Below are 23736 nucleotides of genomic sequence, written 5' to 3' on the forward strand. Positions count from 1 at the left end.
GGAAACTATGACAGACTCTCTGGAGGATCTTGCGAACTCGGTGTCGCAGGCCAGAAACCTGGAAGAACTGACGCGGCCGATGCTGGAGCTGCTGGAAAAGATCACGCATCTTGAAAGCACCTACCTGACCACCATCGACGAGGCTGCTGGCGTCCAGCGCATTCTGTACGCTCGTAATATCGGCGACCTGCAAATCCCCGAAGGTCTTACGGTTCCGTGGAGCGACACCCTGTGCAAACGCGCGCTGCAGGAGAAAAGTTTTCTTACCCAGGATGTACCCGCAGTCTGGGGTGACTCCGAAGCTGCTGCTGCCCTGGGTCTGCAAACCTATCTTAGCAACCCGGTCTACACCGATGACGGTGATTTGTACGGCACTCTGTGCGGCGCCAGCGCCCACGCCGTGGATGTCAGTGCCGATGTGGTCACCGTGCTGCAACTGTTCAGTCGGCTGATTTCGCAACAGGCTTCGCGAGAGAAGGATGCCCGCGAAGCGACCGAGCGCGCGCTGGTCGCCGAAGTGCGTGCCAGCGAAATGCAGTTCGTTGCCGAAATAGGCGCCATGTGTCTGTCAACACCCGATCTGCCGCCTTTGCTTAATGGTATTGCCCGCAGCTTCGCCGCACGCAATTTCTGGCGTGGTGCGATACCGTTTGTCGCCGAGCAGGGTATCGCGCGAATTCTGCAGTCAGATCAACATCTGTATGAACCCTTGATCAAAACCTTGTTAAGAGATGCAAGTGACACTCTCGGTTTCCAGCCACTGTTTATCAAGGCCAACTACGCAGACGACAAGGTCAGAAAAGCGTTGGCCGCGACCGGCCAGGCCGGGCAGAGTCTGTTGTTCATGATGACCGCTGCCAGCGCTGACGAATTGCTCGGCGGCGTGTTGCTGGTGGGCGGCGAAGATGAAATAAGTTACTCCGAACAGGCCATGGTGCAAAGCTGCTGGCAGACCCTGACTCTGTTTGCCGAACGCCATCACGAACATGAGTTGCTGGAAGCGGCCAATGCCATGTTGACGATGCACGCTCGCCACGACCCGCTGACCGAGCTGCCCAACCGCCGCTATCTGGTGGAAGAAATGAAACGCCTGCTCGGTCACGCGGCGCGAACGGGCGAAACGGTGTACGTCGCGTTCATTGATCTGGACAATTTCAAGATTATCAATGACACCTATGGCCATGATGTTGGCGACGACTTTTTGCAGGAAATGGCCCGGCGTTTGCTGAGCACCGCGCGCAGCGGTGACCTGACCGCGCGTTACGGGGGCGACGAGTTCATCCTGGTGGCAGTTAACCATGGCGATCAACTGGGCAATACGGAAGACGCTATTGCCCGTCGATTGGAAGCTGCCATGACCGGTACCTTTGAACTGCCCACGATGACCCTGGACTACGACGGCCCCAGTGTCGGCGTGATTCGCTGGCAGGGAAACGAGGTGCCTGACGCAGACGAGTTGCTGGCCCGGGCTGACAAGGCGATGTATGCCGTCAAACTGGCGCGCAAGGGATAAAGATGACTGAACGGATCATGCGTGCCATGTCGCCCTGGCTGATGCTGGCGTCCACGCTGGTGCTTGGCGCCTGTGCAGTTGCCCAAGGCCCGCAACTTGACAATCAGGCTCTGCACCAATCCTACTTTGATCCGGGGCCCTATGCCGGTGTTGATATCACCCGCGGCGGCCGGCATTGCCAGATCTTTCACCCCGTCAACATGAACTACGACCGCCACCCTATCATCATCTGGGGCAATGGTACCGGCACCAGTCCTGCGGCCTACCGCGATTTGTTAGAGCACTGGGCCAGTCATGGTTTTGTGGTGGTTGCTGCCATGACGCCCAACCCTGGCAATGGTCGTGACATGGCAGGTTGCCTGGACTTCGCACTGAATCTGAACAGCGAGCGCGGACCGTTTCAGGGCCGACTTGATCCTGCCCGCATCGGCGTTGCCGGCCATTCCCAGGGCGGCGCTGGCGCCATCGCACTCGGCCGCGATATGCGCATCACCACCGTTGTCGCGTTGCAACCTTATATCCAGGGCGTGCAATACAATCCAACCGCCGTCCGCGGGCAGCGTGGCCCGATGTTGTTGCTCTCCGGCGCCGACGGTGTCACGGCACCACCCGACACGCATCAGAAACCCATCTACGACAACACCGACGTCCCCGTCACCTGGCTCACCCTGCGCGGCGCCACGCACCTGGCCCCGATGCAGACCGGTGGCAGTTACCGTGGGGTCATGACCGCCTGGTTAAGAATGCAGCTGCGTGGAGATGATGAGGCCGCCCGAATGTTCGGGGGTGACGATTGTGTGCTGTGCGGCGACGAGAGGTGGACACTCAGGGCGAAGTAACGAAATAGCCTGCGCTGGCGGAAAAAGCCTGCCGGAAAGAGCCTGTCGGAAAGACGATAAAAGGATTACCGGGCGCCGAGGAACGATCGTATCTCGGCGTTGGTCAGTGCCGGGTCTGTCATATGTATACAGTGCCCTTGTGTATTGAGAATTCTCAGATTGCCATGCGGCAGCTTTGCGGCGACAAACTCACCTACACTGACAGGAACCAGCGAGTCTTCCCGGCTCTGAAGCACCAGGGTGGGTGTCTGGCAGTCCGCCATCAATTCTCTGTAGTCGGAAAAAAACGTGGCGCGTGCAAACGTCTTTGCCACCAGCGGATCGGTCGAGCAGAAGCTGCTGGTCAGTTCCTCAACGGTGCTTTGGTCAGCTCGCCCGCCCATGACCAGCGGGGCCAGATAGTTTGCCCAGCCGATATAATTTTTGTCCATCATGTCGATCAGTTCTTCAAGATCATCGCGTTCGAACCCCCCTTCATAGTCCGGAAGGTCATTTATGTAACAGGGCGAAGGGCACACCATCACCAGTTTACTGATGCGCTCTGGCGCCCGGGTCGCAGCCAGCATGCCAATCATTGCACTAACCGAATGACCAACAAGGGTCACGTTGACAAGATTCAGCTCGTCCAGAATATCGGTAATGTCGCACGCATAACCATCCAGTGTCGCGTAGCGGCTTACATTGAAAGCGGACAAATCGGATTTCCCGCTACCGACATAATCAAAAGCAACAATTCTATAATCATTCTTCAGTTCCCCGATGAGCGCGCGCCACATATTCTGATCGCAGCCAAAACCATGCGCGAACATAAGTACCTGTTCTCCGCGCCCGGAAATGCTGACGTTGTTGCGTGCCTGAATACTGTCATCGCTCATCGGCGTCTTCCTGTCACTGTCGTGATGCCATCCAGAGGCCCACTGCATCGGCTGGCATCGGTTTCGCGATGTAGTAACCCTGACCGTAGTGACAGCCCAGCGTCACAAGCTCCGATAATTGCTCCTTTGTTTCAATTCCTTCAGCAATAACCTGGCAGTCAAACGCTTTCGCAAAACCGATGATGCCTTTGATGATCGCGGTATTGCTTTGACTGGATAACATTTCCTGTACATAGCTTCGGTCAATTTTTAATATATCAACAGACAGGTCCCGCAGGTGAGAAAGTGTCGAATACCCTGTCCCGAAGTCATCCAGTGCTACCTGTATGCCCAGACGCTGGCAAACTGTGACAATACTTGAAATATTTCTGCTGTCGTCGATAGCGCTGCTTTCCAGCAGTTCAAGCTCCAGCTGCGAACTGGGCACATCCGGATGCTGGTCCAATAGCGCTGACAGGCGATCGAGAAAGTGTTCCGACATCAGGTAGTAGGCTGACACATTTACACTGACCGGTATCACGAGACCGCGCTGACGCCAGATGCCGGTCTGCCGAAGAGCAGATGCCAGAACCCAGTCACCCAGTTCCTGTTCTACACGATGACTGTCTATGTGAGGCAAAAAGTCGATGGGCATTAACAGGCCCCGATCCGGGTGCTGCCACCTTATCAGGGCTTCAGCGCCAATGACGTCACCGGTGATCAGGTTGACTTTGGGCTGGTAGTGCAAGACAAACTGATCGTCTTTGATACCGGTGCGAATCTGGGCAATAAGTTCATGGTGGGTTTTCTGGTTTGCTTCGCACTCCGGGTCAAACCAGCTGATCTGATCCTTACCGGCGAGCTTGGATTTGTACATTGCCTGATCTGCCTGTCGTATCAATTGCTCAGGCTCAACGGCGCCGACTTGCGGATAAACAGTGGCGCCGGCACTGGCCGACACTGTCAGCATCTGGCCGTTGATCCGAAAAGGCGCTCTGAGTTTTTGCAGCAGACGCAAAATCATGGTCTCGTTGTTTTTTGATTCATCCGTGTCGTGTTCCAGTATCACGATGTATTCATCGCCGCTGAAGCGAGCCACAAGGTCGGAGGTGCGCAAGCCGCCAGCAAGACGTTGGCCCACTGCCTTAAGTAGCTGGTCGCCCACTAAATGACCGTAAGAGTCGTTGATTGCTTTGAAGCCATCCAGGTCGATAAACACGACCACAATCTGCGTTTGACGATGCCCGGCACTCTGCAGGTGCTCGGTCAAATACTGCGTTACCGACAAACGGTTTGGTAAACCGGTCAGGTCGTCAGTAACAGTGCGGGCCTCAAGCAAACGGTTTTTCTCTTCAAGCAGGTTTCTTGCCTGCACAAGTTCCTGAAACAGTTTGTCTCTTTGTTTGGCGCCGAGAAAAGTCCAGTGAATTTCTTTGCCAGACTCATCAAGGCGTGCGTTTAACACCACTGGCATTTTTTTGCCGTGAGCAGTCTTTAGTGATAGCTGGATCTCATTGCAAATCCCATCTTCAAACAACAACGGTGCAACATAACTTTCTAAAAAGATACATGAGGCCCGGGTCAGCAGGTCAGTCAGGGGTTGTTCGTGAAGATTGTCGTACCCCAGTTCGCATATAGCATAACGATTTGCAAAAAGTATATTCTGCTTGACGTCAGTTATGAAGTAACCGGACGGCATGTTGTCAAGTATGCTCAGGACAGGTCCATTTGTCATAATCTACATCTAACATCATGAAAAAAGCTATCCTACGGCCCATCCCAATCAGCGTCAACCAGGTTAAACACCCTACCAGGTTTCGACTATCGGCGCGGTTCAAAGTTTGCAACGATCGCCGGATAACGCAGAAAAACCACCGCCCACACGCTGGCGAGCATAAAGGACTGAAACCAGAAACTGGTCAGCACGGGGCCAAAGAAGTTTTCGCCCCGGATAATGTGGAACAGGATGGCACCGCCCAGGTGGGCGCTGAGGAACAATGCTCCGATAATTGACGTTCGTGGCACGGCGAAAAGAATGGCCGCAGTTACCTCGCCCAGGCCAATCCAGAAGACCCATGGTGCCATGGCCTCGATACTGGCCAGCGGGTTGGCGCCCAGTATCTTGGTGCTGCCTGCCATCAATAGAAACAACGTGGCGGGTGCGACCAGTATCCAGGCGGCTATTTTGAGTTTGTTGTTGGCGTCTGACATGCCTGTTTTCTCCAAAAAATCTGATTTGAGCGGATGGTTGCATTCCCGGCGACGAGCGTTGCCGGGACGCCTGTTGGTTACTGCGCCGGTTCCAGTCGAATCACGGCGCCATTGTCTTCTTCGGTGAGCAGGTAGATGAATCCGTCCGGTCCCTGGGCCACATCCCTGATGCGCTGGCGCAGTTCGGTCACCAGTGTTTCGCGCTGCAGTTCCCACATGTTTTCGTTGAACACGATGCGCTCCAGACCACCGGTGCCGGGCAGGCGGCCGCGCTGGATGCTGCCGGTAAACAGGTTGCCCTGCCACTGGGGAAAGGCATCGCCGGTGTAAAACATCAGGCCGGAAGGCACGATGCCCGGTTGCCAGATCAACAGCGCGGACTCGAAGCCCTCCTGCGGCAGCTTCTTCATGGGTTCGCCATCGTTGTAGCTGCCATAACCGTACAGCGGCCAGCCATAGTTGCCACCGGCCTTGATGACGTTGAGCTTGTCGCCGCCCAGCGGGCCGAGCTCCGCATGGAACAGTTCGCCTGAGTCCGGGTGAATTGCCACCGCGTACTGGTCGCGGTGCCCATAGGAATAAATTTCCGGACGCACGTCAGCCTGCCCGACAAAGGGGTTGTCGGCCGGGATGCTGCCATCATCGTTCAGGCGCAGCACCTTGCCTTCCAGTCGCTGCAGATCCTGCGCCAGGGGGCGTCTATCCATGGCGCCGCCGACGGTCACAAACAGTTTGCCATCGGGGGCAAATACCATGCGTGAGCCGCCGGAAATGGTCATCGGGGTGCCAATGAAAAGCTGCTCGAAATCCATCAGCTTGTCACCACCGTCGTAGCGACCACGGCCCACAGTGATGGCGTATTCGCCCTCGGTGGCCAGCGCGGTATGGTAGCTGAGATAGATCCAGCCGTTGTCGGCGAATTGCGGATGGGCAATGACATCAAGAAGCCCAGAGTGGAAACCGGTGCGAATCGTTGGCAAACCACCGAGCGGTTCAGGGTCGAGCGCATCGTTGCGGATCACCCGAAGCGCGGGTGTGTAGCGATCAGTGATCAGGATGTCGCCATTGGCAAGGATCTCAAACCCGAATGGTCGGGGGATACCCTGAGCGATGACGGTGGCATTAACCGACGCGTTGACGGTGTCCAGCACCACCGGGTCTGTCGGCAGCGGGTAGGGCGTTGGCCGACCCTGAGCGTGAACTGGTGTCAGGTTGGCGTAAATCGCAACCAGGGTAAAAAACAGGGTGAGGCTTCGGTTCATATGGCTGATCCTGAGGTTGGCGAACGTCTGATGATGGAACGATGCCAGAAGTGCAGGTAAAGTGAAGGATGAGTATTAAGTATATCAGCATTGGTGACAACCTCGGGCCATGATTGAAATCAAACATCCCAAAGACCTCGCACGTCTGCGCCGCCTCGCCCTGGGCGCGCAGGGCCTGCTTCAGGCTCAACCCTTCGGGCGCGGCCTGGCGGGGGCGCGCAAAGCGGTGGAACACCTGGGTTATGTGCAGATTGATACCATATCGGTGGTGGAACGGGCGCACCACCATGTTCTGCACAGCAGAGTACCGCAATTCAAACCGGATATGACAAACACGCTGCTGCGCGCGGGCGATGTTTTTGAGTACTGGTCGCATGCCGCCGCTTTCTTGCCGATGACAGATTTTCGCTTCTCCCTGCCCTACAAACACGCACTGAAAAGTGGCCAGACGCACTGGTATAAAAACCCTGACAAGAAGCTCATGCGGGAGCTGCTGGCCCGGATACGCTCCGACGGGCCATTGCGCTCCAGAGATGTTGAAACCACAGCCGCAAAGCGTGCCGGCTGGTGGGACTGGAAACCCGCCAAAAAGGCACTCGAGCAGCTGTACATGCAGGGTGATCTGATGGTCAGCGACCGCGAAGGTTTCCAGAAAACCTATGACCTGACCGAACGGGTTCTGCCATCACATGTTAACGCAGACATGCCCGGCACCGCTGAATTTGCCAGGCACCTGGTAGATCAGCAATTGCGCTGCCATGCCCTGGTGTCACTCAAGGGGCTGACCTATCTGCGCCGTAACGCCGCACTACGCAAAGCGGTTAAAACCCTGGTGGACGAAAAGCTGGCGCAGGGCGCGCTGGAACAGGTGCGGGTGAGCACCGGGGAAATTTTTGTCATGCAGGCAGGCGCGCTTGAGCAGTCTTTGCCCCGGGTGAGCAACCGCCTGTTGATTCTGTCGCCATTCGACAACAGTGCCATTCAGCGTGAACGGCTCAGGGCACTGTTTCAATTTGACTATCAAATCGAGTGTTACCTGCCGGCAGCCAAACGCCAATACGGTTACTTTTGCCTGCCCTTGCTGTTCCGCGACCAGTTTGTCGGGCGAATGGATTGCAAAGCCCATCGCAAAGACAGACACCTGGAAATCAAATCGCTGCATTTCGAGTCACATAACGTTGACGAAGACCTGTTGAAGACTGCATTTGCTGACGCTGTCGCGCAGTTCGCCGGATTTCAGGGGTGTGACTCGACCTCATAAGGGGTAATGTGCTTTTGTACTTTCTGGACCTGATCGCCATTCGCCGGGACCTGCACTTGCCATTAATAACCCGGTTGTGACATGAACTCCAGCAGCGACCGGGCGAGCTCTTCACCGTGGGTTTCCTGCAGAAAATGCCCGGCACCTTCGATCGTGGTGTGATTCTGTCCGGCGGCGCCGGGGATGCGTTGCTGAAATTCGATGTCGCCGCCGGCGGTGATCGGATCGCCATCGCTGAAAGCCGTGATGAAAGGTCTCGTCCATTGTTCCAGCACCTGCCAGGCCTCAGCGTTCAATGCCAGTTCGGACGGCACCAGTGAGGGCATGATGGCCGGTCCGGCTTTGTACTCTGCACTGGGGAAGGGGGCGTCATAAGCGCGGATAATGGCATCACGCGCAGGGTCAGTGTCGCTGATGTCGACGGCCACCACCTGGCCCACGGGCATGTCGTCTACGGAGCGCGAGTAGGCCGCCCAGCGCAGAAAGCCGGGTTCGGCCTGCAACTCGTCCCAGCTCACCTCACCCTGCCACCACAATGACAGGCGGAACATGGGGTAGCCAATCCAGCCCTGAATACCGTCGGCTGCGGGCAGGCCAGTGTTGGCCGCCATGACGCCGGCAAACCGCTCCGGCACCTCAGCCAGTACCCGCAGACCAATCAGGCCGCCCCAGTCCTGGATGAACAGGGTGATGTCTTGCAGGTCAAGCGTCTCCACCAGTTCGCGAATCTGGGCGACATGGCCACTGTGACTGTGTGCGGCCATATCAGCGGGTTTGTCAGAGCGTCCGAATCCGATCAGGTCGGGGGCAATCACGCGGTGTCCGGCCTGCGCCAAGACGGGAATCATGTGACGATACAGATAACTCCAGGACGGTTCGCCGTGCAACAGTAATACGATCTCGCCGTCGCGCGGGCCTTCATCGACATAATGCATCCGCAGGTTATCGATCATCACGTAGTTGGGCTGGAATGGATAGTCCGGCAGGTCGGCAAAATGCAGGTCAGGCGTTCTGAAGATACCTGGCGCGATCTCTTCACCCAGTACCGCAGTGGCGGACAGGGCAGTACAGCACAGTAGCACCAGGCGGGACATGAAACGACGGCAGGTCAGCAAAGCAGGCATGGTCATACCCCTCAGTTCGGCCAGTAAATGAATTCATCCTCGGGCGTATCAGGCTCACCGAGGGGTTTGTCGATGGTCACCGGCATTTCGATTACCGAGGGCCACATGGGTGGCGGCAGCTCGTTATTGTGCTGTCTGAGCAGGGCCTGCAGCTCAGCCACTTTGGCGGGGTTCTGCGCAGCCAGATTGTTCTGTTCGGTGGGGTCACTGCTCAGTTGATAAAGCCAGACCTTGTCGGGGCGGTCGGTTTGCTGCAGTTTCCAACCATCGGCAATGACCACTTCATAATGACCGCTACGCCAGAACAGAGTGTCGTGCGGTTCGCCGCTGGCTTCTCCCTGAATAAAGGGCACCAGATTTACCCCGTCAATGACTCTGTCGTCAGGTACCGTGGCGCCGGTCAGTTGCGCAAGGGTGGGTAGCAAATCGGTGTGGTGGGTAAAAGGATTGTATTCGCTGCCCGGAGTAATACCATCGGGCCATTTGATAAACAGTGGCACCCGGATACCGCCGCCGAAAAAAGTGGTTTTCCAGCCGCGGTAGGGCAAATTGACATCGGGCAGTCCCAGGTAATGCGCACCGCCATTGTCGGAGGTGAAAATCACGATGGTGTTGTCGTCCAGACCGTTGTCTTCCAGCGCGTCCAGTACCTGACCGACGCCGCGATCCAGGGCCTTGATCATCGCCGCATAGGTGCGCAGGGTATGATCTTCGATATGCGCCAGCGCGTCGTAGTCTGATTTCAGCGCCTGCAATGGCGTATGCGGTGCCCAGTGTGCCAGATACAAAAAGAAGGGCTGGTTCTTGTTGGTTTCGATAACCTCGATTGCCTCGCGCGTGAGATAGTCGGTCAGGTAGCCATCGGCAGCGAAACGATCGTCGCTGTGATTGTCGCCAGCGCTAAAACTCATCGAGTAACGACCCACGGACCAGAAGAACCGGTCAATGGGATCAAATTCCTGGCGGGCATTCACTACATCGGGGTGATCCTCGGGCAGGTACAGTAGTCCGGCAAGGTTCAGGCTTTCATCAAAGCCCTGAGCGGTGGGCTGTGCGCCGTTGGTGCTGCCCAGGTGCCACTTGCCGATATGCACGGTTTTGTAGTCCTGCGCTTTCAGCATCTCGGCGATGGTGACTTCACTTTGTGGCATGCCCATGTCGGCAAAATCCGCCTGATAGATGCCGGGCTGTCCCAGGTGGCTGATCAGTGGTCGCCGATAGTCCGCTTCAATGCTGCGGTCCAGTCTCAGGTTGATATCGGCCATGCCATTGGGCAGTGGCGTGAATTCAAAACCAAAGCGGGTAGGGTAACGACCGGTCAGCAACGCGGCGCGCGACGGCGCACAAATGGCGCTGGCAGACATCGCCTGGTTCAGCGCTACGCCGCTGCGGGCAATGCTGTCGATGTTCGGTGTGGGCACGCTGCCACCGGCGACGCCGCCACCGTAGAAACTGATATCGTTCCAGCCCAGATCGTCGGCCACAATCATGACAATATTGGGTTGATCGCTACGCCGCGGACCTGCCGGTCCGGCCTGCCAGTGTACGGGTTGATTGGGCCCGGTGGGCGAGGTGATATCAATCATCAGCCCGGGCAGGTAGACAATCCAGCGGTCCATGGTCAGCCAGCCGACCAACGGGATGGCCAGGATGACGGCAAATGCGATACTGACTTTACGACGAACGCGCACAGCGAAACCCCACATGCATTGATGAACTGTCTGGTGTGGCGTGGCTGCGCGCAGACACCCGGAAACCATGACAGACAGCGGCGTCGCACAGGAACGAACCACCGCGCTGGACCTTGCTGCTGCCAAGTGCCGGTGCGTCATGCTGTCCGCGGCGGCCGCTGTAGTCGCCATGCCAGTCCGCAGTCCATTCCCAGACATTGCCGGCCATGTCGGTCAGCCCAACCGGGGAGAAACCAAACTGCCCTACCGGAGAGGTCACCTTAAAACCATCGTCACCGGTATTGAGCATCGGGAAGGTGCCGGTCCAAACATTGGCTAAATAGTCGCCTTCATGCAGCAGTGTGTTACCAAAGGCATACGCCACCTCGCCGTCATGCCCTGAGCGCGCGGCGTGTTCCCATTCCACTTCGCTGGGCAGACGTTTGTCCTGTGCGTCGCAATAAGCCAGCGCATCATGCCAGGACACTTGCGTAACGGGGTGATCGGCGGCAGCGGCAGTACTCTGCACACCAAACGGATATTGCCAGCTGGCCCCAGGCATCAGATACCAGTGCCCGGTGCCGAATTCCATGACCGCCGCGCTGCCGGTTCTTTCTGCGTCAGTGACGTAGCCGTGCGTGGTGACAAAATCAGCGAAAGCCTTGACAGTGACCGGACTGCGATCCAGGTAAAAGGCGTCAACGTCAGCCTTGAACACGGGCTGCTCATCGGCTGCGCCGAGGCGGGATCCGATGGGACTGGTGCCGGCAGCAATTAACACCATCTCCCGGGATGGTGCGGCGCACAAGGCACCGGATGCTACAATGCCGAGCACGAGCCCGGCGGCGCGACCTGATATGGCATACTGGTGCCGACCGTGTCTGAGCGTAAACATAAAGTGTCCGGTTTGGCTTATAGTTATTATCCGTTAGTATAATTAAGCAGATTTGTGCTGCCCAGGCAAGTATGAGCAACAAAAACAGCCCCAAAATCACCCCCAAAGCCGGCCGCCCGGTCAACGCCAATCCCGGGCAGCAGCGCGAGAACATCGTGCGGGCGGCGCTGGCAGAGTTTTCCCGGACCGGATTTGCCGGCACGTCGCTGCGCACCATTGCCCGCGAGGCGGGTGTCACCCATGGCCTGATCCGGCACTATTTTCAGGGCAAGGAGGAACTCTTCCACTCGGCGGCAGACTACCTGTTCGGCGAGATGGCGAAACCCCTGACGCAGGCGGCTGCACTTGCTGACTCGGACGATCCGGTGCGGCAACTGACACTGCAGGTGCGTGCCTATGTGCGCATGTCTGCGCAATTGCCCTTTATGGCTGGCTTCCTGATGCACGCGGGACTGGATGGTGGCGAGCACTTTGAATATGTCATCAAGACCTACGTCAAACCGCTGCAGGAGTTGTCACTGGTCCCTTATCGCAAAGCGGTCGACCTGGGGTTGATGCGCAACATGAACCCGGACTTCGTGTTTCTGATTGCTACCCACGCGGCCACCGCCCCGTTTGCCAATGCCGCGCTGCGTGACGCTCTGGCCGATGCCGACGCCGATGATGCGGCACAAATCGAGGCTTACGCTGATACCCTGATCACAGTACTGCTGGAAGGAGCGCTGACTGAGAAATACCGGGCAGAACAGCCGACAACACATCTTTAGCCCTGAACAGGGCTTGCGCTGTATCGTTGGTCTGCACGGAATCAGTCGGGGCAGTGCCCATCATGGTCCGGCATAGACTACACTGCGTATTCTGTACTCTTGACACGCCAATGACGGACACCAACTTGCGCTATCTTCCCGGTTCCCGACAACTGCTTACCCTGATCGCCTTTATCGGGCTGTTTGTGGCGTTAACATTGCCCAATCGCCTGGCCTGGATCAGCGGGCAGGCGTTTGTATTTCTGCCGCTGGAGTTCATGGTTATCGGTCTGTTATTGCTGATGCCGGGCCGGGCTGGTGATGTTTGCCGGATTCTGTTGACGCTGCTGCTGGGGCTGGCCATCTTGCTGCGCGGTTCGGATCTGGTGACCCATGAGATCTTTGGCCGGCCGTTTAATCTGGTGTTTGATACCCATTTGCTGGCTGATGGCAGCCGCCTGCTGACCGGCGTGCTGGGTGATCTGGCCGCAGTGGGCGTAGGGCTGATGCTGGCGCTGGCTGCCGCGCTGTTGTGCTGGCTGGCTTACATCATGCTGCGACGTGTTCAGCGGGCGTTGCGGGCAGCGCCTCGGCTGGCCGGTGGCTTGCTGCTGGCGCTGCTGGTGGTCGGTATCAGTCTTGACATGTCGGGGTGGCGACGCACCGGTACCTTCGCCTGGGACCAGCTGGTGCTGCATGGTCAGGATACTTTATACAGTATCCGCGACATCCGTGAGTTTGCCGGGACGGTAAATGAGGATGTGTGGGCGACCCGCTCCGGTCAGGGCCTGTTCAGCCGTCTGCAGGGCAAGGACGTCTACATTGTCTTCGCAGAATCCTACGGGCGGGCACTGCTGGAGCGCGAGCCCTTTGCCGACGCCATCCGCGCTACGCTGATGCAGGCACAGACAACCCTGGAGGCTGACGGCGTGCATATGCGCAGCGCCTTTCTGACGGCGCCTACGGTGGGCGGTCTGAGCTGGCTGGCGCACGCGTCGGCGCTTTCGGGTGCCTGGATTGACAGCGAGACCCGTTACGAAAGTCTGGTCATCAGCCAACGCGCCACCCTGAACCGGCTGTTTCGCGATGCCGGCTGGCGCACTGTCGCGGCCATGCCCGCGATCAGCATGGCCTGGCCGGAAGGCCGTTTTTACGGCTATGACCATGTCTACAATGCCCACAACTTTGGTTACCAGGGATTACCCTTCAATTGGGTGACCATGCCCGATCAGTACGTGTGGTCGGCATTGCACGCGCGTGAACGCAGTGAGGATATACGCCGTCCGGTGATGGCCGAGCTGGCGCTGATTTCATCACACGCCCCGTGGACGCCAAACACCGAGCTGGTGCCCTGGGACCAGGTGGGTGACGGACGCATTTTTGATGCGCAGGCGCAGGCCGGACCCAGCCCGGAGGAGGTGTGGCAGGATGTCGACACGATCCGCGACTACTATCGCCAGTCCATCGAATACATGCTGCAGACGCTGGTGTCTTACGTTCAGCAATACGGCAATGAGGACCTGGTGATACTGGTGCTGGGTGATCATCAGGCGGCACCATTTATCACCGGCGATACTGACGGTAAAGATGTACCGATACATCTGATTGCACACGATCCGGCTGTCATTGAGGCTATCGTCGACTGGCAATGGCAACCGGGTCTGTTGCCCGATGGCGCGGCACCGGTGTGGCGTATGGACCGTTTGCGGGATCGCTTTATCCAGGCGTTTTCCGACACGCAGCAGGAGGGGTTGCAGTAATGGCACAAACAAGCTGGCGCGAACGATGGGGACTTTGGCGCTCCCTGCTGATGTACTACGGCATTCCTGGCAGGCAGGCGCGCATGCGCCGTTGTTACGGCCAGTTCATCCAGCGCGAGGATCTGTGTTTTGAGATAGGCGCTCACGTAGGTAATCGTATCATGGCCTGGCGGGCACTGGGCGCGCGCGTGGTGGCTGTGGAACCGCAGCCCTTGTTGATGGAAACCCTGCGTCGTCGTTATGGTTCGGACCCGGCGGTCATGTTGGTAGAAGAGGCCATCGGCGCCGCACCGGGTGAGGCGACCCTGCATATCAGCACTCGCACGCCTACGGTGACCACGATGTCGCAGGATTGGATATCACGTGTGCAACAGGATGCGTCCTTCCGGAAGGTGGAGTGGGACCGTCAGGTCACTGTGCCGGTCACTACACTGGATGCCTTGATCGAAACCTGGGGCGAACCCGCATTCTGCAAGATTGATGTCGAGGGGTTTGAACTGGCCGTGTTGCAAGGTCTGTCGCGGCCGCTGGCGGCGCTGTCATTTGAATACATCCCGGCCGCCATTGACGTGGCGCTGGGCTGTATCAAACGACTGGAAGAGCTGGGTCACTATGAATACAACCTGGCGCCGGGTGAGTCGCACCGTCTGCAGTTTAAGCAATGGCTGTCCGCAGCTGCGATGAGCGAGCATCTTGGCCGACTGCGCGAGGGTAGCGGTGATGTGTATGCCCGCCTGGCTGGGGTGGGCGGAGCGTAAATGTTCCATTCGCCGGTCATATTCTTTATGCTGTTGATATCGGGTGTGTAAAAGTCGATAAATATGCGCTGCTGTTAGCAGTTATTTATCAATAAGTCTTATAAAACAATAGTATGCCTGATGGGGAGAGTGCCGGAGCCAACTAAAAAATCAGGCCCGGCAAGGGGAATTAAGATGAATGTATCAGTCAGAGTTCGTGCCCTGGCGGTTGTTCTGTGCGCCATGGGTATACTTGCCGTGCCAGCGGCGCAGGCGGGGGAGAGTGGTTTTTACGCTGCGCTTGCATCAGACATTCAAAAACGTTCGCTTGCGCCGCCCTCGGTAACACAGACGCCGGAGCCTATGGCAGGGTGGACCAGTGAAGCGGCAGATCGTTTGCTGGAGCAGGCATTTCGACTGCAGGAACAGGGCAGTGTCGAGCGCAGCCAGCAATTCCTGGTGCGCGCCGCGGATACCTATCGTATAAGCCTGGGGCCGCATTCTCAGCAGCAACTGCGGGCGCTGGTTCCCATGCTTGACCTGTTTCTGCAGCAGAATGACTGGCCCGCGCTGAGCGAAACCCTCACAGATGTGATGCGGATCTACGCTTATCATTACGAGCCCACGCATCCGGTCTATATTCAGGTCTACCGTGAACGGGCGGACTGGCATATGCAGGCTTTCGCCAGCGGACAAAGTGACAGCCGACTGGCAGAACTGGAAACGGCCTACCGACTCTACAGCGAAGCTATCAGGCTCAGTGGCGCATACTATGGCAACGCTGATCCCCAGCTACCCGAGCTGCTGTACAATCTGGCCTCTGTCGCCTATCTGTTCGCCGGTAATTATCAGGAAAGAGACGGTGGGTCAGTACCCGTGCTCACCAGTCTGTCCGGAACGCGGCTGGACAGCCAATGGCATCCGGAACGAGCTTCGTACGGTTATATGCAGGGGCGTCGGGCGTTGGAAGGTGTTGTCAGCCTGCACAGCGAAAAGCAAGCTGATGATACGGCCGCACTGGTCGATGCTCGTCTGGCGCTGGCCGATTGGCATGAAGCGTTCGGTTATAACCGGCGCGCCGAAACAGAACGCAGTCTAGCCCTCGAGGTGGCGGCCACGCTGAGTCCGGCAGAGTACGACCAGCGTGTGGTGCACCGCACCCCTGCGCCCTGGAAGGAGTCGCTGCGCAACCTGTCTGATTCTGTCGCCCTGAACTGATAGTGGGCAGCGCGTTACGCATGCGTAATGCGCTGCCCACCATGTCGTTGTGGTGGTCCGGCTCAATATAAAGTCCGAATTTGCATCAATTTGGCGCGCAGTCCTGTTTCCGCATTGTGCTTAAACTCCCCCCGCTGTAGCCCGTTGCAGTCAGTATATTGAACTGCTAGTTAAATACTTTTGTATTGAAAGGCACATTATCTTAGCCATTATTCTGGCTGAGGTATTGTCTATGTGACTGTTTTTGTGCCGTTGTATCCAGTATTTGCAACGTACCGTCTGCCACGCTGTGCATCTCCTGTAACTCTTTCTGTCATGGCCAGTTTCATAATTGGTATCAAAATTGCTTCGTCGGTTCTGAGGCTGCTTATCCCCTGGCTGCAATACAACAGCTCTTCTGTGCGGATGAAACAAGAGGAAAAATTTTGATGACCACTAAACCTACATACAACGGCAAGAACGTCTGTTTTACAAGTGTACTGGGTGCCGCAATACTTATTCCCGGAATGGCATCTGCGCAGACAACAGATGCCCCTGCGATTGAAGAAGTAATTACAACCGGCTCCCGTATTGTGCGTGACGGATTTGATCAGCCGACGCCGGTGTCGGTCATGAATGAAGATGAGATTCATGCCAATGCACCGGGCAGTATCTCTGAGTTCGTGATGGAGTTGCCGTCAGTTTCCGGTTCCACCGCGACGACTAACAGCGGCAGCCTGAGTAATGGCGCAGCCGGTATCTCTTCGCTGGATTCCCGTGGCATGGGTTCAGGCAGAACCCTGGTACTCTTTGACGGGCAGCGCTCTGTGGTTTCTTCAACCAGCGGCGCCGTCGATACCAACACCTTTCCCCAACCACTGATTTCACGAGTGGAGGTGGTAACCGGTGGAGCATCATCGGCGTATGGTTCGGATGCGGTGGCCGGCGTGGTCAACTTCATTCTGAACAAGCGCTTTGACGGGATCAAAACCAGCTTTGACTACGGTCAGAGTGAAGCCGGCGTCAACAAGAGTTACAAGTTCGACATGGGCGCCGGTACCCCGTTTGCAGATGGCAAAGGACATGCCTTGTTCAGTCTGGAGACCTACGAGAAAGAGGGTACGCACTATTACGCGCCGGATTGGGCAAGAGAGGGATATTTCGGCATCATCAATCCGGACAAGTCTCCAGGTCAACCACATTACATTGTGGGTACGGGTATCGGGGTCTCCGCCTACACACCGGGCGGTCTGATCACATCAGGTCCTTTGATGGGTACCTATTTTGGTGAAGGCGGTTCCGTCAATCAACTGAACTACGGCGCGACCTCGGGGCAGTGGATGGTCGGTGGTGACTGGGAATATACCAACTCGGCACAAATTGGCACCAACTCGTTTGCTGCTGAGGATAACCGGGACAGTGTGTTTGGTCGACTGAGCTATGAAGTCGGCGCCGGTGTTGAAGTATTCGCCCAGGCATCCTACGCCAAATACGAAGGTTTCAGTTATTACATACGACCGACGCACAGAGGCATCACTATTCAGGCGGACAATGCCTTCCTGCCGGATGAAGTCAGTCAACAAATGAGCGACCTTGGTCTGAGTTCATTCACCATGGGCACCTCAAACATCGACATGCCTGCATCGGGCAGCAACAATCTGCGCGAGACCACGCGATATGTCGTGGGGGCTGACGGTGACTTTGCAATGATGGACCGTGACTTTAGTTGGAACACCTACTATCAGCATGGCATTACCGAAACTGATGAGCACATGACGCCAACATTCAACTTCGGATTGCTGGACCTGGCAACTGATGCAGTGCTGCACCCGGACACGAACGAGATCGTGTGTCGTTCATCGCTGACTGACCCCGGTAATGGCTGTGTGCCACTGAACCGTTTTGGCGTCAATGTGGCGAGCGAAGCCGGGCTGGATTATGTGATGGGACGGCCGCGCCGACAGCAGGAATTTACTCAGGATGTGGTCGCAGTGAATTTATCCACCAACAATCTGCTGCAGGGTTGGGCCGGCCCAATTTCCATGGCGGTTGGCGCCGAATATCGTGAAGAAAGTATGGACGGCGACGTCGACCCGCAGTACGCCTCGGGCTGGAAGTACGGTAACTATAAAGTTACCACGGGTGAATTTGACGTAACAGAAGCGTATGTCGAAACCATTGTACCGCTGATGGAAAACTTTGAGTTCAACGGTGCCATTCGCTACACCGACTACAGTACGTCGGGGAATGTGCAAACGTGGAAGGCCGGGTTTGTATACGCACCAATTGATGACGTAACGTTTCGTCTGACCCGGTCAAGGGACATTCGTGCGGCGAATATGGGTGAACTGTATGACGCCGGTACTGCCCGAACCAACGCAGTGAACATTCTTGGAGAATCACTAGCATTTGTGCAGAACCTGCAAGGTAACCCGTCAGTGGCGCCCGAAGAAGCCGATACGCTCGGTGTGGGTGTGGTCCTGCGGCCAAGCTTTCTGCCAGGACTGGGCTTCTCGGCAGACTACTACGAAATTGATCTAAAGGGCATCATTGGCTTCCTGGGGGCGCAGACAGTCGCCAACTACTGCTACGAAGAAAACATTCAACGTTACTGTGACGATGTCAATTTCGTTAATGGCGTGCTTGAGTCAATTGATCTTCGTTATGAAAATCTGGACCGGGAAATTATCGAAGGTGTGGACTACGAACTCAGTTACACCCGGGACCTGGGACCAGGCACCGTTTCATTCCGTGGACTGGTAACCAACAACCTCGCCCGTATCACTGACGATGGTGTGCGACGCAACGATTCTGTTGGACAATCCGGTGATTCATCCGCGGACTTTGTTTATCGCCTGAATGCAAACTATCAGCTCAATGACTGGCGCTTTAATGTCACTGCCCGTGGCATCAGCGACGGTGTGCTGAGCAACAACTATATCGAGTGTGCCTCCAACTGCCCTGCGAGCTCGGCACCCAACTGGACGATTAACGATAACACGGTGTCCGGGGCCTGGTACTTCGATGGCAATATTACCCGCAACATGATGATTGGTGATATCGATGCCGAGTTGTTCATGACGGTTCGCAATGTGTTCGACAAGGATCCGGTAATGAGCGACAACCCCAGTGGGCAGGGCGCCGAGAATGCTGTTGCCTACGTGTCAACCAACCGCTCCGTGAACGATATCTACGGACGTAGTTTCCGACTGGGCGTACGCGCTGAATTCTGATCCGGCCGCGGCCAACAAGACGAAGGAATGCGATAATGAGATGTTCTGTTTTTGTTCCAATGAGTTCCCGGTGGTGGCATCGCGCCTTGTGCGCGCTGCTGCTGATGGCAGGCACATTGATGAGCCCGGTTGCTACCGCCCAGAGCGTCGGCAGCTCCGTGGCAGAGGCAGTCAGTGGCATGCAGACGAATGAAGGATTTGTCACGTTCTACTGGGACGAGTCCACCAGTAAAGTACTGATGGAAGTGCCGGTATTCGAACAGGACGTACTGTACTTTGTATCTGCGGCGACAGGTGGTGGCTCGGTTGAGCTGCCACTGGACCGGGGCATCATGGGTAGCAGTGTCATTCACTTCAAACGTTCGGGCAACCGGGTGATGGTTGAGCAGCAGAACATCGACTACCGGGCACCGCAGGGTTCTCCGAGTCTGCAGCAAAACGTAGAGGATTCATTTGCCAGCTCCGTTATTGCTGCCCTGCCCATCGTGGCGATTGAGGGCGATCGAGTGCTGGTGGACGCCAATCCTCTGTTTTATCGTGACGCGGCAGGTATCGAAACTCGCATGACCCGCGTTAATCAGGGCAGCTTCCGCTACGATGCCAGTCGCAGTGGTTTCTATCCGACGCGTATGAAGTCGTTTCCCGAGAATACCGAGATAGAAACCATTGCCACCTTTAGTGTGCAAAACCCGGGTGTGGTGGTGCGCAATGTGACGCCGGATGCATCATCGTTCACCATGCGCATACACCATTCCTTTCTGAAAGCCCCTGAAGGTTACGAGCCGCGCCTGGCTGATCCGCGCATTGGTGTCAGCAGTATGGATTTCAGAAACCATGCCAACGCGGTTAACGAAACCACAGAGGAAGCCTGGGTGACCCGATGGCGCCTGGAGAAACAGGATCCCGATGCCGAACTAAGTGAGCCGGTGACACCGATTGTTTTATATCTGGACAATGCCATGCCCGAACCTATCCGCAGCGCTGCACGCGAAGGTGCGCTGTGGTGGAACGAAGCATTCGAGGCAGCCGGTTACCTGAATGCCATTGAAGTGCGAGACCCGACGCCTGACATGGACCCCATGGATATCCGTTATGCCTGGTTGTTGTGGATAGACCGTGATGAGCGCGGCTTCTCCAGCGGTGGTACCTATCGTGACCCGCGAACCGGCGAGATCCTGGGTGCCAAGACCCGCATGGACTCTCATCGCATGCGAACCGTCGCTAATTTCTGGGAAAGTTATGTACCGGTTTCCTCGGAGCAGGACGGCGTCAGTGGTTACATCCCTTCCGCCCAGGAAGCAATGGTGACATTGCGGTACGCGCATCTGACCGCGCACGAACTGGGTCATGCGTTTGGTTTTGGTCACAATTTTTCATCCAGCGCCAATGATCGTGCGTCGGTGATGGACTATCCGATTCCCCGGGTGATGATCACCGGTGGCGAACTGGACCTGACCGAGGCTTTCACATCAGGCATAGGGATCTACGACAAGTTCATGGTGCGCTATGCCTATACCGATTTCCCAGAGGGGCAAGAAGCCGATGGCTTGGACAATATAATTGCGGAAATGCGTGAACAAAATGTCACTTACACGCCCAGCTCTGATCCGCGTTGGACCTGGTATGACGATCGCAACTCGCCGGTAGAGTATCTGGAGGAAACGATCGCCGCCCGCAAGATCATGATGGAGCAGTATGGCATCGACAATATCCTGCCCGGTGAGCCAGTCGGCAGTCTTCGAGACATGCGTTTCTGGATGTCCTATCTGCATCACCGCTGGGCAATCGAATCCGGTCAAAAGTATGTCGGGGGTATGTATCAGAACTTTGTCGTGAAAGGCGAAGACCTGGCACCTACCCGTATTGTGCCAGCCACTTTACAGCGGCAAGTCCTGACCCTGCTGATGAGCGCGATCTCAACCGACAGCCTGCAGGTCCCCGATGAGCTGCTGCCGCTTTTGACTGTGCACCCGGGCTCCAATATGGAAGATATGTCGAGCAGTGACTACTTCGATCAACTGGAAGTGGCGCGGGTGCTCGCCAGTCTGGTGATTGAGCCTCTGTTGCATCCGGACAAGGCCAGTATTCTGGTCGCTTTTGAGCAGCGCGAGCCTGATACCGTCACGCTGCCAGAACTGGTTACCTTGCTGATGGAGAATACCTGGGACGAGTCGATATCCGGCGACAGGTCTGTTCAGGCCTTGCAGCGGGTCAAACAGGGCGTCATGTTGAATGCATTGATGATTCTGGGCGCAAGTGAAGACAGCGCACCGGAAGCACGCAGCTACGCGCTGGTGACGCTGGCGGATCTCGGGCAGGAATTGAGCTCCATGAATGCGGACAATCCGTTAACGTCAGCATATTTGCGGCAGGCAGCGGCAGATATTGAGCGCTATCTGAGCGATCCGGTTGCATATGCGCCCGAGTCAGTGACCGCAACCTGGGGTGAGCGTCCGCGCTCCCGTTATCCGGTGTATCCAGGGCCACCCCTGTGATCGGGTTTGCCCTGAATGCGGAATGCCCGGCCAGTCCCGTGGGTATCACAGGCAAATGAAATGTAACCTGGGACAGCGAACACATGTTCCCACGTAGAGAGCGTCAGTGGCGTTGCTCGGATCCCTGAGCGGCGCCCGGCTCAAGCACAGCCCAGGGGGCAGCAAAGCCGGCAAGCCGGATCACCCGCTCCGCCACAGGATTATTGTGGCGGGTACTCAACCCCCAACTGTTCCAGATACGAGTCAAAGCGGCTTGGGTCGTAGTAATACTCGCGCATCAGCGGCCGCATTTGATCCATGATTTCCTTGTTTAGATGGATGGCCGGTTGGTCATTTTCAGTGAGCACCGGGTCATAGCTCATGCCCTGCAATTGTTCATTATGAAAATAATCCTTGGCGGCTGCCAGCAACTCAGTGTCGGTCATCAGGTCAAGTACGGTCAGCGCAACTGCCTTGGCACCAGCCACAGCACCCTTGTGTGCGATCGGTGTCGCCATGGCCATGGCAGCGGTGACATGGTGAGTGGTGGTGTTTGGCACATTGGATGGATAGCTGATGGTAATGGTAGGCACTGTCCACATCACGTCACCAATATCATCAGACGGGCCGCCGAGACTTGAAGCCTGCGGTCGCGGCTCACGCAGCGGCGGGATCTCAGTCGCCAGAATGATGTCATCGTCATCGTTGCTACCCGCTGCCATGTAAGGCACGAATGACGTTGTGCTTTCACGCTTTATTGCGCGCGCGAAGGCGATATCATCTTCACTCCATTCCGGCAGACCGACAAGCTGAAAATTCTTGTGCGCAGCTTCCGCCATGGGCCGGTTGCCGTGCATGGGGGCCGCGTATCCCAGAACACGTCGACTCACCTCCGTGCCGCTCGCCATTGCCGCCGCTTCAGAGATGGTATTGCCAATCTCAAACAACTGCCGGATGCCTTCAAACGACGTATCGCGAAAGTAATACCATACCGATGCTTCCCCCGGTACGATATTTGGCTGCCCGCCACCGTTGGTAATCACGTAATGCGAACGGTGACTTAATGGCAGATGCTCGCGCCGCATATTCCACGCGATGTTCATGATTTCGACGGCGTCCAGTGAGCTGCGACCGGCCCAGGGAGCACCGGCTGCGTGTGACGTGCTGCCGGCAAATGAATACTCGACGGACACCAGGCCGCTGGCGCCGGACGGCCCCCAGGAAGTACCGAGATTACGCGAAACGTGGGTAAAGATATTGGCATCCACGTCCGCAAACACGCCATCTCGCACATAAAAGGCTTTGGTCGCCAGCAGTTCTTCAGCAACGCCGGGCCACAACATCAGTTCGCCGGGTATGTTCTGGCGTACCATGATTTCCTGCACGGCCAGTGCCGCCGCAACCATCGCCGGCATACCGGAGTTATGACCTTCACCGTGACCCGGAGCGCCGGGAATCAGCGGTTCAATGGTGGCAACGCCAGGTTTCTGCGACAGCCCCAACAGACCATCAATGTCGCTGCCCAGGGCAATTTTGGGTCCGCCCACGCCGTGTCGCCAGGTGGCCGTCCACGCAGTCGGTATACCCGAGATGCCTTCCACTATTTCAAATCCATTGGCGTCAAGGATGCCGGTCAGGTAAGCGGATGTTTCGAATTCCTGAAAGCCGGGCTCGGCAAATGCAAAAATCGAATCCACCATTTCCTGGACAAGTTTGGCACGCTGGTCGACCTGTGCCATGGCAGATTCTTTTAACTCGTTGATGTTCTGGGCGGTGGTCAGTGTCGGCATTAACAAAGCGGTGGCAATGGCGGTGGCCAATAAGGTTCGCCGCCCCGAAGGTCGCTCGTCAGGTTTCGATTTTGCAGTCATTGCTGTCTCCCGGAGAATACATGGTGGGTAAATTCAGGCACGAGAAAAAGGGAGCGATGACGCATCGCTCCCTTTTGCCGCCCTGCTTT

At 56.8% G+C, this 23736-nt stretch carries 17 protein-coding genes and 1 pseudogene; 9 read left to right on the forward strand and 9 right to left on the reverse strand.

Annotated features, from left to right (window positions below; translation table 11 throughout):
• The first annotated feature begins 7 nt into the window (after window positions 1–7).
• Both WD071_RS17095 and WD071_RS17100 read left to right on the forward strand, forming a co-directional pair.
• Window positions 8–1513, forward strand: a complete 1506-nt coding sequence (locus tag WD071_RS17095) for a diguanylate cyclase (protein WP_368049618.1) — start codon at window positions 8–10, stop codon at window positions 1511–1513.
• Between the two features lie 2 nt (window positions 1514–1515).
• Window positions 1516–2352 (forward strand): alpha/beta hydrolase family protein, encoded by an 837-nt coding sequence (locus tag WD071_RS17100; protein ID WP_368049619.1) that lies wholly within the window; start codon window positions 1516–1518, stop codon window positions 2350–2352.
• A 65-nt stretch (window positions 2353–2417) separates the two neighbouring features.
• Here WD071_RS17100 and WD071_RS17105 read toward each other — a convergent pair whose 3' ends face one another.
• The 5 genes and pseudogenes from WD071_RS17105 to WD071_RS17125 all read right to left on the reverse strand — a co-directional run bounded on the left by WD071_RS17105 (window position 2418) and on the right by WD071_RS17125 (window position 6679).
• A complete protein-coding gene (locus WD071_RS17105) occupies window positions 2418–3227 on the reverse strand; it encodes an alpha/beta fold hydrolase (RefSeq protein ID WP_368049620.1) in 810 nt (269 codons plus the stop codon).
• A 13-nt stretch (window positions 3228–3240) separates the two neighbouring features.
• Window positions 3241–4680, reverse strand: a complete 1440-nt coding sequence (locus tag WD071_RS17110) for a putative bifunctional diguanylate cyclase/phosphodiesterase (protein WP_368049716.1) — start codon at window positions 4678–4680, stop codon at window positions 3241–3243.
• Window positions 4681–4797: 117 nt separating this feature from the next.
• A pseudogene (locus tag WD071_RS17115) lies at window positions 4798–4941 on the reverse strand (PAS domain-containing protein); the annotation flags it as partial.
• An 86-nt stretch (window positions 4942–5027) separates the two neighbouring features.
• On the reverse strand, window positions 5028–5417 hold the full coding sequence (locus tag WD071_RS17120) for a hypothetical protein (protein WP_368049621.1): 390 nt from the start codon (window positions 5415–5417) through the stop codon (window positions 5028–5030).
• A gap of 77 nt (window positions 5418–5494) precedes the next feature.
• Window positions 5495–6679, reverse strand: coding sequence for a PQQ-dependent sugar dehydrogenase (locus WD071_RS17125; protein ID WP_368049622.1), 1185 nt, complete (start codon window positions 6677–6679; stop codon window positions 5495–5497).
• Between the two features lie 109 nt (window positions 6680–6788).
• Between WD071_RS17125 and WD071_RS17130 the strand changes: the two genes are divergently transcribed.
• Entirely contained in the window at window positions 6789–7940 is a 1152-nt protein-coding gene (locus tag WD071_RS17130; protein WP_368049623.1) for a winged helix-turn-helix domain-containing protein, read from the forward strand.
• A 62-nt stretch (window positions 7941–8002) separates the two neighbouring features.
• Here the strand turns inward: WD071_RS17130 and WD071_RS17135 are convergent, their stop codons facing one another.
• Genes WD071_RS17135 through WD071_RS17145 form a run of 3 tightly spaced genes read right to left on the reverse strand, consistent with a single transcriptional unit; the run spans window position 8003 to window position 11629 of the window.
• On the reverse strand, window positions 8003–9064 hold the full coding sequence (locus WD071_RS17135; protein WP_368049624.1) for a haloalkane dehalogenase: 1062 nt from the start codon (window positions 9062–9064) through the stop codon (window positions 8003–8005).
• Between the two features lie 11 nt (window positions 9065–9075).
• Window positions 9076–10755, reverse strand: a complete 1680-nt coding sequence (locus WD071_RS17140) for a sulfatase (protein WP_368049625.1) — start codon at window positions 10753–10755, stop codon at window positions 9076–9078.
• The gene (locus WD071_RS17145) at window positions 10739–11629 is read right to left on the reverse strand and encodes a formylglycine-generating enzyme family protein (RefSeq protein WP_368049626.1); all 891 of its coding nucleotides are present in this window, start codon (window positions 11627–11629) and stop codon (window positions 10739–10741) included. Before WD071_RS17145 ends, WD071_RS17140 begins: the two co-directional genes overlap by 17 nt.
• Window positions 11630–11700: 71 nt before the next feature.
• On the opposite strand from WD071_RS17145, the gene WD071_RS17150 reads away from it, so the two are divergent.
• The 6 genes from WD071_RS17150 (at window position 11701) to WD071_RS17175 (ending at window position 21797) form a co-directional block, all read left to right on the forward strand.
• Entirely contained in the window at window positions 11701–12396 is a 696-nt protein-coding gene (locus WD071_RS17150; RefSeq protein WP_368049627.1) for a TetR/AcrR family transcriptional regulator, read from the forward strand.
• A 110-nt stretch (window positions 12397–12506) separates the two neighbouring features.
• Window positions 12507–14135, forward strand: a complete 1629-nt coding sequence (locus WD071_RS17155) for a hypothetical protein (RefSeq protein ID WP_368049628.1) — start codon at window positions 12507–12509, stop codon at window positions 14133–14135.
• Complete coding sequence (locus tag WD071_RS17160; RefSeq protein ID WP_368049629.1) at window positions 14135–14893, forward strand: FkbM family methyltransferase; 759 nt, start codon at window positions 14135–14137, stop codon at window positions 14891–14893. Before WD071_RS17155 ends, WD071_RS17160 begins: the two co-directional genes overlap by 1 nt.
• A 174-nt stretch (window positions 14894–15067) precedes the next feature.
• Window positions 15068–16090, forward strand: a complete 1023-nt coding sequence (locus tag WD071_RS17165) for a hypothetical protein (protein ID WP_368049630.1) — start codon at window positions 15068–15070, stop codon at window positions 16088–16090.
• Window positions 16091–16518: 428 nt separating this feature from the next.
• Complete coding sequence (locus WD071_RS17170; RefSeq protein WP_368049631.1) at window positions 16519–19302, forward strand: TonB-dependent receptor plug domain-containing protein; 2784 nt, start codon at window positions 16519–16521, stop codon at window positions 19300–19302.
• A 35-nt stretch (window positions 19303–19337) separates the two neighbouring features.
• The gene (locus WD071_RS17175) at window positions 19338–21797 is read left to right on the forward strand and encodes a zinc-dependent metalloprotease (protein ID WP_368049632.1); all 2460 of its coding nucleotides are present in this window, start codon (window positions 19338–19340) and stop codon (window positions 21795–21797) included.
• Window positions 21798–21997: 200 nt separating this feature from the next.
• Here WD071_RS17175 and WD071_RS17180 read toward each other — a convergent pair whose 3' ends face one another.
• Window positions 21998–23647, reverse strand: coding sequence for a peptidase dimerization domain-containing protein (locus WD071_RS17180; RefSeq protein WP_368049633.1), 1650 nt, complete (start codon window positions 23645–23647; stop codon window positions 21998–22000).
• Window positions 23648–23736: the final 89 nt, after the last annotated feature.

The organism is Pseudohongiella sp. (genome assembly GCF_040877505.1).
GTDB lineage: Bacteria > Pseudomonadota > Gammaproteobacteria > Pseudomonadales > Pseudohongiellaceae > Pseudohongiella.

Bases quoted from the DNA above. Each gene is read 5' to 3' on its own strand.
- WD071_RS17095 (WP_368049618.1), top strand. From the start codon at position 8: ATGACAGACTCTCTGGAGGATCTTGCGAACTCGGTGTCGCAGGCCAGA.
- WD071_RS17100 (WP_368049619.1), top strand. From the start codon at position 1,516: ATGACTGAACGGATCATGCGTGCCATGTCGCCCTGGCTGATGCTGGCG.
- WD071_RS17105 (WP_368049620.1), bottom strand. From the start codon at position 3,227: ATGAGCGATGACAGTATTCAGGCACGCAACAACGTCAGCATTTCCGGG.
- WD071_RS17110 (WP_368049716.1), bottom strand. From the start codon at position 4,680: ATGCCAGTGGTGTTAAACGCACGCCTTGATGAGTCTGGCAAAGAAATT.
- WD071_RS17120 (WP_368049621.1), bottom strand. From the start codon at position 5,417: ATGTCAGACGCCAACAACAAACTCAAAATAGCCGCCTGGATACTGGTC.
- WD071_RS17125 (WP_368049622.1), bottom strand. From the start codon at position 6,679: ATGAACCGAAGCCTCACCCTGTTTTTTACCCTGGTTGCGATTTACGCC.
- WD071_RS17130 (WP_368049623.1), top strand. From the start codon at position 6,789: ATGATTGAAATCAAACATCCCAAAGACCTCGCACGTCTGCGCCGCCTC.
- WD071_RS17135 (WP_368049624.1), bottom strand. From the start codon at position 9,064: ATGCCTGCTTTGCTGACCTGCCGTCGTTTCATGTCCCGCCTGGTGCTA.
- WD071_RS17145 (WP_368049626.1), bottom strand. From the start codon at position 11,629: ATGTTTACGCTCAGACACGGTCGGCACCAGTATGCCATATCAGGTCGC.
- WD071_RS17150 (WP_368049627.1), top strand. From the start codon at position 11,701: ATGAGCAACAAAAACAGCCCCAAAATCACCCCCAAAGCCGGCCGCCCG.
- WD071_RS17155 (WP_368049628.1), top strand. From the start codon at position 12,507: ATGACGGACACCAACTTGCGCTATCTTCCCGGTTCCCGACAACTGCTT.
- WD071_RS17160 (WP_368049629.1), top strand. From the start codon at position 14,135: ATGGCACAAACAAGCTGGCGCGAACGATGGGGACTTTGGCGCTCCCTG.
- WD071_RS17165 (WP_368049630.1), top strand. From the start codon at position 15,068: ATGAATGTATCAGTCAGAGTTCGTGCCCTGGCGGTTGTTCTGTGCGCC.
- WD071_RS17170 (WP_368049631.1), top strand. From the start codon at position 16,519: ATGACCACTAAACCTACATACAACGGCAAGAACGTCTGTTTTACAAGT.
- WD071_RS17175 (WP_368049632.1), top strand. From the start codon at position 19,338: ATGAGATGTTCTGTTTTTGTTCCAATGAGTTCCCGGTGGTGGCATCGC.
- WD071_RS17180 (WP_368049633.1), bottom strand. From the start codon at position 23,647: ATGACTGCAAAATCGAAACCTGACGAGCGACCTTCGGGGCGGCGAACC.